This window comes from Flavitalea flava, from assembly GCF_054461575.1.
In genome coordinates this window covers 18756-34652 of the sequence record NZ_JBTLQH010000042.1, presented here as the reverse complement: position 1 = coordinate 34652, position 15897 = coordinate 18756, and the positions used below count along the sequence as shown (strand labels likewise).

The following is a 15897-nucleotide window of genomic DNA, read 5'->3' as shown; positions in this document are numbered from 1 at the left end:
AAAAAGGAAATGGTATTACCGAATATAATAAAATATCCGGTAATACCATTCTTATACATATCAGATTAATGCGCGATGATCGGCGTGTTGTCATTTTCCTGCTGTCCTGACGGGCTTAACGCATTTTTTTTGTTCATGTTGATCGCATAAAAGGCAATAAAGGCAAAACAGAAAAAAGGAATGATAAAGGCCACCGGCATGCCGTAATGATCCGCAATGGCACCCATGATTGGCGGACAGAATGCTCCTCCTGCCACCGCCATTACCAGAAACGAAGCGGCTTTTTTTGTCAATGGCCCCAGACCTCTCAGACCAAGCGCAAAAATGGTAGGGAACATGATGGACATGAAAAAATAGGTGGAGAACAACGCGATCACACTGGTCCAGCCCCATTCCATGATCACAAGACCGGTCAGGAAAACATTGATGACCGCATAGATGGCCAGCAACTTGCCAGGTTTGACGAATTTCAGGAAATAGGCTCCTGACAAACGACCGATCCAGAAAAGACCCATACCACCCAGGGCCAAGATCAGCGAAGCTGCCTGTTCCGGGTTCTTGGGCATAAAGATCTCGCCAAAACGTCCCATATGCTGCATAAAACCGGCCACCGCGCTTTGTACGGTGGTCATCGTTTCGGTTACATAATTGATAAAAAAGGAATTGTACCCGGTCTGTGCGGCCACATAAAGAAATTGCGCCACCACGGCCAGGATAAAACCGGGGTGTTTGAATAATTCTTTAAAGGAAGCATTCTCCGCGATTCCTTCCGCATTATCTTCTTTAATGGACGGCAATTTAACAAAGGCGAATACGATGGCTACTACAACCACGATACTGCCGATCCAGAGATAGGGAGTGAGCAGCGATTCGAATTTATCAGTCTCTCCCTTTTGTGTGGCGCCGAATATAAACAAACCGCCCATCAGCGGACCCAGGATCCAGCCCAATCCGTTAAAGGACTGGGAGATATTGATCCTCCGGGCTGCATATTCCTTAGGACCCAGCAATGTGGAATAAGGATTGGCCGCCGTTTCCAGACAGGACAGACCGCAGGCGATGATAAACAAGGCCATCAGAAAGGGGATGAAGGCCCCGAAGCTGGCTGCAGGATAGAACAGGAACGCTCCGAGGGCAAAAAGACCAAGCCCCAGAATAATCCCGTTCTTATAGCCGTACCGTTTCATGAAAAGCCCGGCAGGCACCGCCATCACCAGGTAGCCAATATAAAGGGAGAATTGTACAAATCCTGACTCCGCCTTGGATATGTGCAGGGTGTTTTGAAAATGTTTATCCAGAACATCCAGCAACCCATGGGCAAATCCCCAGAGGAGAAAAAGGCTGCTGATCATCACGAACGGCAACCTATAGCTGGTTCCGTCCGTAGATTTTAAAAGGGAAAGGGGTTTGTCTTGTTTGCTCGCGTTCATACTGGTTTTTTTAAATGGTGTGGCAATCGTCTTATTTATACAAGGGTCCGTACGTAGCGCAGGCCCGGTAATCCTGTCCTTCAGGATCGGTTCCAAAAGCGCTCCATGCCGAAGGACGGAAGATACGTTCTTCTTCGACATTATGCATAGAAACAGGTATCCGAAGCATGGAAGCCAGGGTGATTAATTCGTGGCCGATATGTCCGTAACTGATAGCGCCATGATTGGCGCCCCAATTGGCCATTACCGAATACACGTCCCTGAAGGCAGGTTTGTCATTCAATTTGGGAACGAACCAGGTAGTCGGCCAGGTTCTGTCCGTTCTTTCATCCAGGGTTTTATGTACTTCCGCAGGAAGATCGATCGTAAATCCTTCGGCGATCTGCAGCACGGGCCCGATCCCTCTTACCAGGTTCAGACGGCACATGGTAACCGGCATGCCTCCTTTGGTAACGAATTTGGAAGAATAACCTCCGCCCCGGAAATAACCGTTGTTGGCAGGATACCAGGTCGTAGCGTCAAGACATGCCTTTGCTTCTTTTTTACTGATCTCCCAGAAAGGTTTCATGGCAGGCTTGCCCTCTTTTTCCTGTTGTCCGCTCCCATCGAGGGTAGCCGAACCGGAGTTGATCAGGTGAATGAAACCGCGGGCGGCAAGCCCTTCGGGTTTCCATCCCGTTACTCTTTTTACTGCATCCGTGCTCCAGTACGTACGTACATCTGCAAAGATCTGCGCCGTGCTGGTCAGCAGGTAACCGAATAACATGGACAGACCGTTGAGGGCATCATTTTCCGTGGCTACCATATAGGGAGCCCGGATCCCGTTCCAATCGAAGGAGGAGTTCAGGATGGCTTCGGGAAAATCACCGTTCGGTAAAAAATCCGTCCATTGCCGCTGGCCCTGAAAACCGGAAACCAGGGCATGATGTCCCTGTGCTTCTTCTCCATATCCAATTTCTTTCAACTTGGGATTGCCCGTCATCAGATCGCGGATGATCAGGGTCATCTTGACGACAAACTCCCAATCCTTATCTTTCTGCTCGCGGGGAAACTGTTTGGCTGCGGGATTATAATCTTCGCCCTCCTTACAATTTTCTTTTGTCCAGGCAAGGGCCCTGGTATATTCCTGCTCGTCATAGATCTTTTTCTGGATGCGTCGTAATACTTCGGAGGAATCCACATATTCGTTACGCATTCCCAGGTATTCGCGGAAAAGATCCGGAACCACGATGGAACCGGCGATACCCATGGAGACGCTGCCGATAGCCAGGTAAGCACGACCGCGCATGATCGCCACGGATACTCCCGCCCTGCCAAAGGAAAGCAGTCTTTCGCGTACATCGGCCGGTATCACTTCATCCCCCAGATCCTGTACATCTCTGCCGTAAATACCGAAAGCAGGCAATCCCATCTGGTTATGGGCGGCAAGCGTTGCTGCCAGATAAACCGCTCCCGGGCGTTCCGTACCATTGAAACCCCAGATGGCCTTCGGGATCGAAGGATTCATATCCATCGTTTCACTGCCATAACACCAGCAGGGAGTTACGGAAAGAGACAGCCCCACTCCGGAGGTCTCGAATTTCCGGGCGCAGGCAGCCGCTTCCTGTATGCCTCCGATACAGCTATCTGCGATCACACATTGTACAGGCGTACCATCCGGGTAGCGTAATTCCTTTTCGTAGAGGGCCGCTACGTTGCGGGCCATGGTCATCGTCGTTTCTTCTAAAGATTCTCTTACACCACCCAGCCTGCCATCGATGATTGGCCGGATTCCGATCTTAGGATAATTTGTTGTTCCGTTCATGAAAAAATAATTAAAAAAAGAATATGTAAATGTTAAGGGTTTATGCTTTTGTTTAAAAGGCTTTTTTGATAATTGCCAAAGACACGCCTAACAATTGTGTGCTGATCCGATCTAATGCCGCTTCATCACCGGTAAAATGGAATACCGCATGTTTATGGATAAGGGAATGCCCGGGCTGCAAAAAGGCTGCAGGAGAAACACTCTCTATTTCATAAAAGGGTCCCATCTGGCTGCCATCGGCCAAGGCGCCGTCATTGTAGGCATTAACGGCATCACCGCTAAAGGAGGGTTTTACCGTGTTCCATTCCTGGTTGAGATATTTACCTGTCGAATCTACATCAAACAAGGTTAAGGTAAGTACCTTATGCAAGGCATCATAACTCCCTGCTATATTTTTTGCCCTCGTTGGATTAAGCCCAAGTTTGCCCCGGCTTTTTCCATCGGCCCTGAACAGGAGGACGCCCTGATCATATTTGATCCTGTCTGCCGGGATCTCTCCGAAATAATCCGTGGTGGCTACTTTGTCCGCCTTAGCTGTTTTGTCCGTCCTGCCGGTTTTATCCGTTGCCTTTTCTTTATAAGGGACGACGATCACCGTTGCAGGAGAAGGATTGAACATGTCCAACATCCAGATACAGGGCATGCCAGTCTTTTCCGTCCATTCCTGCCCGCCGGTATTGGTAAGGGTATTGACGGTCTGGTAACCTACGGCCTTAACTGCCGTATCTCCGGTCAGGTTCAGCAGGCTGTTGATCGCCTGTCTGTCGAGAATAGCTACATTTCTGCCGATGGTCAGGGACAAAAGAGTGCCGGCATAATTCACCAGCTTCATATCCTTTTCCATACTGACCGAACCGCTATCCTGCCGGGTGATCTTCCAGGGCTCGGTATCAAATGCAGCCGGGGTCCTCCAGTTTTGAAAGGACATCTTCGCGTCTTTATCAAAGAACAAGGAGAATTTGCCACCTTCAGGCCCCAGCCAGAGCCGGTTTTCCCCACCATAGGCATTCATATGGGAATCCACCGCGGCAGCAAATGCCTTATAGTGGATCCATCCAAAACTCTGTCCCGAATTACCTTCCGCCGTGGAAGTAAACACCTTCCCCTGGTATTTGGCAGAGACGATCACTTTTGCTTTTCCTTCATCGCTCCGCAGAACGATCACACTGTCGTGCTGTTTCAGGAAATCGAGATCGTATCCAAATGTCCCCTGCGTATACGCTACTGGGGCATCGGCCTGCACCTGGGCAGGCTGGTTGTTACAAGCTCCGGCTAACATAGTGCTGATTAAGGTGATTTTTAATAGTTGGTTTTTACTCCCGGTCATGATTTAATTTTTAATGGTTTAATTCACTTCCAATGCATCTTTCGAAGCCAGTTTGCGAAATGGGCTGTGCGGCTCGGTCTGGTACCAGAATACCGTAGAGGCGATATCATCCTGTAATGGAAGATAACGTCCTCCGTCTCTCCATCCCAGCGCCTGTATAGTCACTTTCAGATTTTTTTCAAAACGGATCGGATCGGTAATATGCCAGCGGTATAAACCAAAACGCTGGGATACATTATAATGCCCGTCACCTTTGATCACCTGGTGCAGACCGGTATACGGCGTACAGAACTCGGTATAATTCGATTCGGTCACACCCGCTGCATTTTTCTTTTGCGTATCGAAATCATAGGAACCGCAGAAATAATCCTCGGTGCCTGTACCGCAAATCGTCGGATAATCGGTATCTCCGTCCATAAAGAACTTGATCTCGCCTTCACCCCACCAGCCGTTATTATGCACACCCCAGGCTATATAGGTTCCTACATACTGCCCCTTGCCTTTGATACTGTCCACCAGCACATAATTTTCTTTATAGGGCAGCGGATTTGTCCGGTGGAACTGCGCGTGAAAATAAGCCGCATCTGCGGGTACTTCGGTTTGAATATAATCTACCTGGTAATAGAGGACCATATCCTTGTCATCGATATTCTCCAACGTGATCCGGCATTTTTTCCGGAAGGGCATCGGCCAGTAACAGTTGAAGGCACTGCCGGGATTTACACAAACCGGCAGGGAATGCAGGGGCGAATATTGTCCCCAGCCCATTCCAAAAAAATCACCGACCGGTACTTCCACGGAAGGAGTCGTTTCATCATCCCAATAAAAACGGAGAATGGAGAAACGCCAATTCCCGGTTGGCGTCATCCAGATATGCTGAACCGAACCGGAGCCATTGATCTCGGCCACCGTATAAGTAGTTCTGGATTTAATGACGACGCTGGGGCTGAGTTTCCAACCCTGTCCCAGATCCCTGGCAGGTCCGGAGCCTGTGCCTGTAGTTGCCTTTCCTCCTTCTCCTTTGGCTCCGTTGAAGTTCTCGGGGCTTATCGAACGGGTCTTGGCATCGGAAAGACGGTACAGATTACCCAGGTTGACATCCAATCCATTGAATTTTGAAGGCTGTTGAGCCATCAGGCGGCCAGCCAAAAATAAACAGGCCAGTAAGATCGTTTTTTTCATAATGGTTGCTTTAAGATACTTTAGTTTGTTTTACTTGTATTAAGGGATTTACCGATCACGGTTTTTTGGATATCTATTTTTCCATAAACGGTTTTTACGGTTGTTTTTCCATGGCGGTATTCCACATTTCCAAAACCGGTGTCCGTCGATAGAAAACTGGTGAAATCACCAATTTTGGAATCCACGTACAAGGTCTTTTCCACGGCATCATAACGCACCCCTGTCAGACCTTCCAGTAAGGCATAACTGGACATCGCCCTGGCATACCAATGCCCGCATTCATATTCGTCAAATGGGTTCCGGACCCGCCCATCATAACGGTTGCGGCAGGTACGGACAACCTCCAATCCTTCTTTCACCCTACCCAGGAAGATCAGGTGCGAGGCCACCTGGTATTCGATCCCCGTCCAAACTTCATCGCTGTATACAAAAGGTATAGAAAGTTTACCGCCTTTGGGCCAGGAGCATAATAAAAGCCCACCCTCGTGACCGATAGCATAGGCCGGCCGCTGCGGATTGTTATGATCGGTCAGATCTGTCTTGAGGTTGTATTTATACACCGAAAGCAAATGACTTCTGGTTTTCTGTTCGTCCAGGGGTTCTTCCAAACCGCAGGCCCTGGCTATCCAGGATCCGAGTACGCCATCGGATAGACAGCCCGCTCCATATTGATATTTTGGTCCTTCCTTTTGTAATAACTGAATGGCCTCCCTGGAATAATTTCCTCCGAAAGATTTTTTCGATACTTCTACAGGATCCGATGCATTTAAACCCTTCCATTGGATCTGCTGCACAAAATATTCACCGTTATACAGATCATGCTCCATGAATTTACGGCCTTTTGTATATAATTCCTGGTAAAAACCAACGTCTTCTCCCAGGGCAATTCCCATTTTACTGATTGCGCTCAGGGCTCCCAGGTAGAAACTGGTGGTCATACCATTTGCACCCCAGAATTCAATATCATAGGTATTATGATGGGGTTCCTCTATCGCTCCGTCATGACGGGGATCCCAGGTCCGGATCCCATAATCCAGACTGGCTTTTACTTTTGGATACATTTTACGGAGCCAGGCATTATCGCCGCTGATCCGCCAATCCCTGTAGACTTTCATGATGCCGCCCAACTGGCCATCGGAAGCCGCATGAAAAGTATGGGCCACCGGCCGGATGGGTAAGGAAGAACGAAAGGTCTGATGGCCGTCGGCATTCTGGCTTTCCCCGAATTCCGTTTCCCGGAGACTTCTTTCCAGGGCGGGAAAAAGATGACAGACCGCCTGTGCATAATTCCAGACATGGGTACAGGAACCGTGACAGCTTCCCCAGGTATCACCGCTCCCTTCCCAGGCCCAGAAACGTCCGTCGTACTGACGCATGACCGTGGTGGATTTCAGGATGGTCAGGTTGGCTGCCACTGCTTCGGTTACCTCTGCAGGTAAGGTGCTTTTGTAAAATGCATCCCGGAAAAGAGAGGACTGATTACGCAGATCCTGGTAATGTTCCGTCCAGTAATTGGAGATGGCTTCGATATTGGGAAATTTACTGCTGTACCAGGGTTTGTAATACCGGGAAGGCAGATCCACGGACGCATCACGGACCGTGCTATCCTTTTTTTCCGTTGGTTCTTCCCCTTCCCGCAATTTGGTATCGGGCACATACCAGGTCATCAGGAGGCTGATCTTTTTTTCTTCTCCCGGCTTCAAGGTGAAGGGAACATATAAGGAAGCGCCGGGCGCATCTTTTTCTACCGGAGCTACCGGATCGATCACCCCATTAGCCACATTATTCCAGGCGACCGTCAGCGCATCCCACCATCCTCCCCGGAACCAGCAATGATCGACAACCGTAGCAGGGTCATTGGTAAAGATGGCAAAATCCCCGGCCTTTTCGGGAGCTGCGGTTGTGCCGTCCTGGGAAAGCACAAACCCGTTGCGGATCCCTTTGATATGGGTAGGAATGTGGGTCGCTCCGTCCGGACTCGGGACTTCCATTATATTACGGCTGTTATAGGAAAAAATGAATTCTCTTGTTTTGGTACCGGTATTTTTAAACCGGTATTCGATGGCACCAACGGGCAAACTGGAGTTATCCGCATCGGTAGGGATGAACGGGCTCCAACCGGTCATATGCACTTCCAGTGGCAATTCCTTGTCTTTGAGGGTGATCTCGCCGAAAGGAAACCTCGCCAAAAATTCGGCTTCCCGGAAACGGGAAAGCCCCCAGGTTGCACCGGGCGCACCAAGACCGGATTCTTTCATCCCGAATTTTTTCCATTCGGGCACAGGTCCTTCCAGCACTTTGGCTCCGTTCGGAACCCCTTTCACCAGGATGGCCGCAAACATGGTCGGCTCATTGAACATTTCCGGAGCATGACGAACGGACAGATGCGAGATGGCGCCCGTTCCTTCTAACGTGAACATACCGGCGCCAATTCCACCGATCGGAAAGGCTACCCTTTTCAGGTAGTCGCCACGGTAAGGGCCGTTATAGACATGACCTGCAGCTTTGGTCACGGAAGATGAGATGACAGCGGCCCCTGCAGCATTCTTTGGCTGCTGGGCCGGAGAAATTAAATGAAAGAGGGTTGTGACAGTTACTAATAACAGTCGGCAAGCAATGCTAGGTTTCATAAGCCTTCGTGTTTGGTAGGTGTGTTGTAAGGTAATTTTTGGCAGGTGAGGAATACTATAGCATGTTAATCGTTTAACTTACTGTGAAAAAAAAGGGTTTTCTAAACCGTGACCTGTTCTTTTGCGCTGCCGCAGCTTTCGCGTATCATCAGCGTCGCATCCACCACTACCTGGGAATGTTTACGCGTCTTTTGACTGATATTTTCCATGACCAGCTTCACGGCCTCTCTGCCGATGTCCTGCAGCGACTGACGAACGATAGTAACGGGGGAATAAAAGAAGTCGAAGACATCGCTCTCGTCAAAACTGATGATAGCCAGATCATCCGGTACTTTTACGCCCAGTTTGTTGATTTGTTTCAGACCCTGTACGGCCAGGGAGTTGGTAGCAAAGAAAAACGCGTCTACCTTGGGTATGGGCAAAAGAAGATTCTTCATGATCTTTTCAACATCCTGTTCCAGGTGATGATAGGACGCCAGGGGAAGCCATTCTTCCTGGAAAGAGATATTGTTGTCCTTCAAGGCTTCCAGATAACCCCTTTTCCGCTCTCCGATATGCTGCATCCCCGTGTTATAGGTCATCATAACAATACGCCGGCTGCCCATCTTAATCAGGTGGTCAACGGCGTTATAGGATGCCTGGAAATTATTTATGCGTACACAGTTGGATTCGATATCAGGGAAATAACGATCGATCAGTACAAAGGGAACATCCCTTTTTTGAAGATCTCTGATCTGTTGTTCTGTGAACTCGGCAGGCGCAATGATCAATGCATCCACCTGCCGGTTCAACAGAGCCTCAATCAGGTCGTGGGATTTTTCTACGCTTTCGTCGCTACTACCAAATATCACCGTATAGCCAAATTTCTTGGCTTCATCTTCTATGATGCGGGCAATATTCGAAAAAAAGGGGTTGGATATATCGGCTACGATCAAACCTAGGGTATTCGTTTTGCCGCTCTTCAGGCTTTTGGCGATCAGATTGGGCTTATAGTTCAGCTCGATGGCTGCTTTACGGATTTTTTCGGCCATCTCCGGACTGACCCTTCCGTCTTTATTGTTCAGCACATAGGATATCAGTGCGGTGGAAACACCTACATGACGCGCAATATCCTTAATGGAAACCTTTTTTTCCATTCCGCCAAGTTCTGCTTAAACGTTTAAACAACCAAATTTACTTTTCCAGTAAGCGCTGAACCCTCTTTGTCAACCCACCTTCCCCATCGATGGACAGGTTAAGGACTTTTTTGGCAAAATCCATGAATTCCGGGGGATGCTCCCGTTTTTTACCGGTAGTCAGATCGACATGCGTGAGTTTGGTCCACAGAACCGTCTTAATAATGGTCTTCCGTTCATCGAACATAATCCCTTCTACCATCACCGAGTGTTCATTTAAGGACAATAAGGAAGTCTGGATACAAACCTTTTCATTAAACCGGGCAGGTTTCAGATAAACGATCTCGTGACTGGCTACCACCCAGGCTAATCCTTTTTTATAAAAATCATTCAGGTTCAGATCGTATTCATCGGTCAGGTGATTTTCCCGGGCATTAATGATATAATCCAGATAGCGGGAGTTATTCAAATGCCCGAAGGGATCACAATCATAAAAACGGATCTTATCGAAGGAGGAGGGCGTGAGGTTCAGTTCTTTTTCCATAATTATTGGTTTGGTATTTGTCGCTTTAGCTGCACATAGTTTAGCTGCCGGCACAAAAATAAACCGATCGGTCTAATTTAAAAAATTAATTTCTCCGGAGGCTCCGATAAACAACTTCTTTCCGGAATCCCTACTCTTTAACCGGTAAATGCAGGGGTAATTCCAGCCAGGCCAAACCGACATCCCTACGCATGTGACTGCGAACACCACGGGGCATTTCAGGTTCCCGGTTTCCATCATAGAATATCGCCAGCCGGTTGCCGGTCTTTATCACTGAAGGCAGACCGATAATATGTTTGCTCCAGCTGCAGTTGGTGGGGTCCAGGACGATCGCTTTATTTTCAGGATCCCAATGATCCGGATCCTGCGTCCAATATACCCATATGGCGTCCGTGTATTCCAGTTTGTCACGAAGGCCGACATGATTGGTAAATACGAACCAGGTTTTATTGTAGGGTTCATAATAGACGGAAGAATTTTCCACTTGTTCTTCTACCGGAAAGAGCGGTTTCTCATCCGGAACCCAGGTGCTGTCCAGGTTGCGGGTCCGGGCATAACTCAACGTGCGTCTGGTAGGCGAATCCCCGGAAGCAGAAAATAACATCCGGTATTCCTTTTCTATTCGGATAATACTTCCAGGGCTTGCTGCGCCGGAAAAATAAGATCCCGGATGGGGTTGAAAGGGAATGATATCATACCGTTTCTTCCAGGGACCCAGGGGTGAGTTGCTTTCTGCCTTCCTCGTTAAATAGGGGAATCCGGGAACAAAATAAGGGGCATCTGTAACATTCGGGGTTCCCATATAATACATATGCCATTTACTCCCATCAAAATAAGTAGATCCATAAGAAGCGGAGCGGAAATCCTCGCTGCCGGGCTTCCCATAATCCAGAACGGGCCCTTTTGTTTGCCAGTGTACAAGATCCTTACTGATTGCCAGGCATGCCAGCCAGCCTTTGGGACCAGCACCATCATAATGCATATAATAGGTCCCTTTATCTTCAAAGACCCAGATATCCCTTGCCCCAAGATAATCACAACTGTCCGGACCAGTACCATGTGACAATACGATTCCCTGATCCCTGGCATCCAGTCTGAATTTTGGTATCGGTCTGCCATCGGCGTAAGGGTAAGGACTAACAGTAACCGGCCTTACCACCGATCCCTTTTTTGGTAAAGATCGCTGGGCGCTCAGGTCTGAAACTTGGATCAGTAAAAAGGTGAGAAATACTACTCGTTCTCCGGTGATCACTCCTGAGATCAGGGAGACCAGTTGTTGTTTGAAAAAATAAAGTGGTTGTTTGAAAATTTTTTTAAAGGCGTAAGGGTTCATGACGTAGGGGCTTGGCATGGCGTAGAGGCTTGGGGTTTTAGGATTCGTTACAAAACTAATAATGAATGGAGCCGGATAAGCGTTTCGGCAGCATTTTGGGTAAGACCAGGATGGGTTTTTGAAGTTTGGAGAATGGTACTCCGGGTGGCACTTAGCCAGCGAAAACGTGATGCCATATCCAGTTTACCGATGGGTCCGCCTTCTTTTCCGCCCCGGCAAATTTGCTCGAAGGCACAGAGATATTCGTTTAATTCCCCGAAATCAAGATAGGGCGAAAAAATATGAAGCCGTTTTTCATCAAGAGTAAAAAGGGTTTGCAAAAAGCCCTGTTTCTGGCAATAGAGAATCACGCCGACATTGAGAAATTCTTCCCGTTCGACCCTCGGCACAACGCGAATGACGGCATACTCAAATAAGTGATTTTCTTGCATTTTGTGCTTCATTTACAAATATTTCTGACGAGGCAATTCTTAACTCCAGGAAATTCACATACACCTGTCGGATGGCTTCCGGTGATTCTGCGGGCGACCAGGCCGTCAGCCATTCGTCAGGGATCAGGCCAACAATGGAACAGATCCGTTCAACGGTAAGCAGGGAACGAAAGGCGGCATCGACTGTTTCCAGTTGCGTGGCCTGGGTCAGCAGCACATGATCTTTGACCTGCACAAAAGGGCGTTTGGCCTGCTGCTCCCAATTGTCCCAGGAATGATGAAAATATAAGGCCGCTCCATGATCGATCAGCCATAATTCTTTATTCCAGATCAGCATATTGGTATTGCGGGGTGTTCGGTCTACATTGGTCAGCAGGCAATCCAGCCAGACTATCTTTGATGCCAGTTGTGCATCAAGATTCATAATGGCCGGATCGAAAGTAATGGCCCCCGATAGATAATGAAGCGCCAGATTAAGCCCTACACTTGCCTTTAGCAAATCCTGTATTTCCTCATCGGGTTCTGTCCGGCCAAATGCCGTATCCAGATTGGCAAAAACAATTTCCGGCACTTTAAGCCCCAATACCCGGGCAATCTCCCCGCCGATCAATTCGGCAATAAGTGCTTTCACCCCCTGGCCGGCGCCTCTGAATTTGAGTACATACAGAAATCCGTCATCCGCTTCGGCAATAGCCGGCAAAGAGCCGCCTTCGCGTAAAGGCGTGACATACCGGGTCACATTGACTGTCCTGAGTGAAGAGGAACTATCGCTCATATATCGGTTTTCGTGGAAATGTAGCGCGAAAATATAGATAAATATCCTTTACGAAGAATCTCCATTCATTATCATCAGGTGATGGGAGATTGGCTGGAAATTGCCGGAAGCTTTCCGGGAGGTTGCCGGAAATTGTCGGGTGGTTTCCGGGAGATTGCCTGGAGACTGCCTGGAAATAAAAATGCTCTAATCAAAGCCTATACCTGTGTATCCTATTAAAAGCCAAATATATGGCAAAAATGGTTCAATTGTACTGCTATAGCAGTACTAAATTTTCACCCTATTCGTTGAGCTTGCGCCAATGAATCAGGAAAAGGATGAAAAAATTATCAAAGAATTCGGTCTTAATTTGAAGAATCTTCGGGAACAGAAGAATTTGAGCCTGCGACAATTCGCAGATCTCGCTGATATGAACTTCGGCAACATCCATGAAATTGAAAAAGGGAATGTGAATCCCATGTTGACTACTATTGTGGCGCTGGCAGAGGCGCTGCAGGTGGATCCCTCCCAATTGATAACCTTTTAAAAATAGCCGTTTCAGCCTTAAAAATTCTTTACTTAAAACTTATCTTCCTCACCCTATTATTCATAGCATCTGCCACATAAAGATCCCCTTCGACATCTATCGCCAGTCCGGCCGGATAATTGAATTGAGCCGCTGGTCCGTCTCCGTCGGCATATCCCGTAGTACTGCCTGCAATGGTCGACACCTCACCTGAAGGGCTTACCTTACGAATGCGGTCTCCATCACTTAGAAGGAGATTCCCATCTTTATCTATCACCATATCGTAGATATAATGAAATTGAGCTGTGCCGGGGCCGCCATCGGCCATTCCAGCTGTTCCCACACCGGTAAACCGGGATACTATTCCCGCGGAGGTCATTTTACGGATACAATAATTTCCATTATCCGCTATATACATATTCCCTTGCTTGTCAAAAAGGATCCCGTTGGGGTTTAGGAATTCTGCCACGGATGTATCCCCATCCACAAACCCCTTGGTCTCCTTACCGGCAAAAGTACTTACCAGTCCGGCAGCGCTGATCTTCCGTATACGACCATTATTAGTATCATCGATATACACTGATCCTTGTTCGCCCATGGCAATACCGCCCATGCCCTGCCTGAACAACGCAACGGATACATCTCCATCCTTAAACCCGGATACTTCGCTACCAGCATAAGTGGATACTACTCCATTGGGAGTTATCCGGCGAACACGGGAGTCTGCCTGATCCATGACATATACATTACCGCCGGGATCCACCTCGATTCGGTAAGGGTCCACAAATTGGGCCGTGTCACCCGCGCCGTTCCTTGTACCGAAGTTCCCATCACCGGCCAGTACCGACACTTGTCCGCCAGTGATCTTCCGGATACGGCGACCGTTATAATCCGCTACATAGAGTATGCCGCTGGCGGAAATAGCGACATCAACGGGCGTGTGGAATTTGGCAGATGATAAGGGACCATCCAGGTAAGCGTCCGTTCCGTCACCGGCAAAGGTGCTGACAATCACTTTTTTTTCAGGCGGTGGCGGAGCCTGATCGCCCCCGGAATTGCCTTTTCTGCAGGTAGTGGCTACGACCGCGAAAAGGACGATGCCTGGGATAATGTTTTTATATTTCATGATAGCTTATTTGGTAGTGGCATTGACTACAGATCCAAGCTTATCGTTGTAAGAGAACAGGTCATTTTTTCTACCGGTAGCATTCTCTTTCCTAACGGCATGATTTTATTCCCCTTGCCAAATGAACAAACTAAAACCACTCAATTAGAATATCTCAGGTAGGAATTTAGCCACCTTTCCTTTTCACGGCATTTTTAATTACTATTCAAGGTTTGCGCCTTTGCTGACCACCTTTAACAGATAGTCTGAAATTATCTCTTGTAACCTATTACGTAACATGTCATATTTGTACTATGATCGTCAGTATTCAGTCACTAAGGGCTAAAGCGTCTTTGGGCAAAAAACGATGCTTCCAAGCTACCGCCCGATCAGGTTGAAAAGATCAGAGATATTCTGACCTTGCTCGACGGTGCTGAAAAAGTGGGCGATATGAACTTTCCCGGCTCTGCCCTACACCCTCTGAAAGGTGATTTAGTCGGGTATTGGTCGGTAACGGTCAAGGCGAATTGGCGGATTATCTTTCAATTTGAGGACGGGAAAGCCTATCTGGTCGATTATATGGATTATCATTAAAGGAGGACAACATGTTAAAAAGAGGAATGAAACCAACGCATCCGGGTCGTGTATTGAAAAATCTGTACATGGAGCCGCTTGATCTGAATTATGGCGAGGCCGCGGATAATCTCGGGATTACCCGTAAGACGCTATCCCTGCTTTTGAACGAGCATCAGGGGATTAGTGCGGAAATGGCTTTGCGCTTGTCGAAGGCTTTTGATACGACGCCGGAACTGTGGATGAACATGCAGCGCAATTACGATTTGTGGAATGCAGGACAGAAAGTACTCGTTAAAGAAATCAAACTTTTCCGCCGCATCAAAACCACGCCCGCCGAAACCGTTATATTAAAAGGCAAGGCCGCAAGACCTGCAACCAGTCATGCCTAAGCATGTTCTATTAAAAAAGAAAGGCAAAATGTTGTACCTATGTTGTACTTAAAGAAAAAAGCCGCTTAAAAATAAACAGGTTTAAAATTATTCATAAAACAACAAAACCCGCTCTGAGAGCGGGTTTCAAGTGTGTACCCGGGACGGGAGTTGAACCCGTACTGCCGTTGCGGGCAACTGGATTTTAAGTCCAGCGCGTCTACCAGTTCCGCCACCCAGGTGCGTGTCATTCAACACAAAGATAGTCGGGGATCTATACCCCTTAGTTAAGGACCAATGTCCTTTAACAAAAAATTCCATCTACCAAAGGCGGATGGAATTCTTTTGAGCGGAAGACGAGGCTCGAACCCGCGACCTCAACCTTGGCAAGGTTGCGCTCTACCAACTGAGCTACTTCCGCATTATAACTGAGAGTGTTAGCTATCTTTCACCCTGACAGTTTAAAGAACTTTATTGGGAGTGCAAATGTATGAAATCTATGACTCCTGAAAAATATTTTTTAAACTTTTTTTACTTGTATTGAGGAGTATACAAAGTATTTGCTGGCACGTTCACTTGTGGCTTGCCCTTATAACGATGTGAATACAGACCAATGCTGCCGCCTATCACCAGGGCAATTATACAAAACACCTGCAAATAAAATAAGAAAACGGAAGAATTCACCCAGCTGTAGGCGATGTCTTTCAATTTGGGGTCTTTTATCTCTTCTTGATGTTGATCCATAACTGTTTAATTACTTAATTACTGGGCA

Annotated in this window: 14 protein-coding genes, 2 tRNA genes and 1 pseudogene; 3 read left to right on the top strand and 14 right to left on the bottom strand. The window is 47.8% G+C overall.

From position 1 onward, the window contains the following. Window positions 1-65 precede the first annotated feature (65 nt). From fucP to ACX0G9_RS25605, 10 genes are all read right to left on the bottom strand, one after another. A complete protein-coding gene (gene fucP / locus ACX0G9_RS25650; protein WP_459067826.1) occupies window positions 66-1430 on the bottom strand; it encodes an L-fucose:H+ symporter permease in 1365 nt (454 codons plus the stop codon). Between the two features lie 31 nt (window positions 1431-1461). Then, window positions 1462-3234 (bottom strand): L-fucose isomerase, encoded by a 1773-nt coding sequence (locus ACX0G9_RS25645; RefSeq protein WP_459067825.1) that lies wholly within the window; start codon window positions 3232-3234, stop codon window positions 1462-1464. A gap of 52 nt (window positions 3235-3286) precedes the next feature. Next, window positions 3287-4561, bottom strand: a complete 1275-nt coding sequence (locus tag ACX0G9_RS25640) for a DUF6786 family protein (RefSeq protein WP_459067824.1) — start codon at window positions 4559-4561, stop codon at window positions 3287-3289. A gap of 18 nt (window positions 4562-4579) precedes the next feature. After that, on the bottom strand, window positions 4580-5743 hold the full coding sequence (locus ACX0G9_RS25635; RefSeq protein ID WP_459067823.1) for a glycoside hydrolase family 172 protein: 1164 nt from the start codon (window positions 5741-5743) through the stop codon (window positions 4580-4582). Window positions 5744-5763: 20 nt separating this feature from the next. Further along, complete coding sequence (locus ACX0G9_RS25630; RefSeq protein ID WP_459067822.1) at window positions 5764-8373, bottom strand: GH116 family glycosyl hydrolase; 2610 nt, start codon at window positions 8371-8373, stop codon at window positions 5764-5766. Window positions 8374-8474: 101 nt separating this feature from the next. Continuing rightward, window positions 8475-9509, bottom strand: a complete 1035-nt coding sequence (locus tag ACX0G9_RS25625; RefSeq protein ID WP_459067821.1) for a LacI family DNA-binding transcriptional regulator — start codon at window positions 9507-9509, stop codon at window positions 8475-8477. A gap of 37 nt (window positions 9510-9546) precedes the next feature. Next, window positions 9547-10032, bottom strand: a complete 486-nt coding sequence (locus tag ACX0G9_RS25620) for an acyl-CoA thioesterase (RefSeq protein WP_459067820.1) — start codon at window positions 10030-10032, stop codon at window positions 9547-9549. 130 nt (window positions 10033-10162) lie between these two features. Further along, a complete protein-coding gene (locus tag ACX0G9_RS25615; RefSeq protein WP_459067819.1) occupies window positions 10163-11383 on the bottom strand; it encodes a hypothetical protein in 1221 nt (406 codons plus the stop codon). A gap of 29 nt (window positions 11384-11412) precedes the next feature. Then, window positions 11413-11796 (bottom strand): DUF3037 domain-containing protein, encoded by a 384-nt coding sequence (locus ACX0G9_RS25610; RefSeq protein WP_459067818.1) that lies wholly within the window; start codon window positions 11794-11796, stop codon window positions 11413-11415. Next, window positions 11774-12571: a HipA family kinase gene (locus tag ACX0G9_RS25605; protein WP_459067817.1), complete on the bottom strand. Its 798-nt coding sequence runs from the start codon at window positions 12569-12571 to the stop codon at window positions 11774-11776. The genes ACX0G9_RS25610 and ACX0G9_RS25605 overlap by 23 nt, the downstream gene beginning before the upstream one ends. A gap of 301 nt (window positions 12572-12872) precedes the next feature. On the opposite strand from ACX0G9_RS25605, the gene ACX0G9_RS25600 reads away from it, so the two are divergent. Further along, the gene (locus ACX0G9_RS25600) at window positions 12873-13097 is read left to right on the top strand and encodes a helix-turn-helix domain-containing protein (protein ID WP_459067816.1); all 225 of its coding nucleotides are present in this window, start codon (window positions 12873-12875) and stop codon (window positions 13095-13097) included. Between the two features lie 28 nt (window positions 13098-13125). Here the strand turns inward: ACX0G9_RS25600 and ACX0G9_RS25595 are convergent, their stop codons facing one another. Further along, window positions 13126-14202 (bottom strand): NHL repeat-containing protein, encoded by a 1077-nt coding sequence (locus ACX0G9_RS25595; RefSeq protein ID WP_459067815.1) that lies wholly within the window; start codon window positions 14200-14202, stop codon window positions 13126-13128. A gap of 378 nt (window positions 14203-14580) precedes the next feature. Here ACX0G9_RS25595 and ACX0G9_RS25590 point away from each other — a divergent pair. Beyond that, window positions 14581-14775, top strand: a pseudogene (locus tag ACX0G9_RS25590) (type II toxin-antitoxin system RelE/ParE family toxin); the annotation flags it as partial. A gap of 26 nt (window positions 14776-14801) precedes the next feature. Further along, window positions 14802-15146, top strand: a complete 345-nt coding sequence (locus ACX0G9_RS25585; protein ID WP_459067814.1) for a HigA family addiction module antitoxin — start codon at window positions 14802-14804, stop codon at window positions 15144-15146. 135 nt (window positions 15147-15281) lie between these two features. On the opposite strand, the gene ACX0G9_RS25580 is transcribed toward ACX0G9_RS25585, so the two are convergent. The 3 genes from ACX0G9_RS25580 to ACX0G9_RS25570 all read right to left on the bottom strand — a co-directional run bounded on the left by ACX0G9_RS25580 (window position 15282) and on the right by ACX0G9_RS25570 (window position 15869). Next, window positions 15282-15367 (bottom strand) — tRNA-Leu (locus ACX0G9_RS25580). Window positions 15368-15473: 106 nt separating this feature from the next. Then, window positions 15474-15546: transfer RNA gene (locus ACX0G9_RS25575), tRNA-Gly, on the bottom strand. A 110-nt stretch (window positions 15547-15656) separates the two neighbouring features. Then, window positions 15657-15869, bottom strand: a complete 213-nt coding sequence (locus ACX0G9_RS25570; RefSeq protein ID WP_459067813.1) for a hypothetical protein — start codon at window positions 15867-15869, stop codon at window positions 15657-15659. Between the last annotated feature and the right edge of the window lie 28 nt (window positions 15870-15897).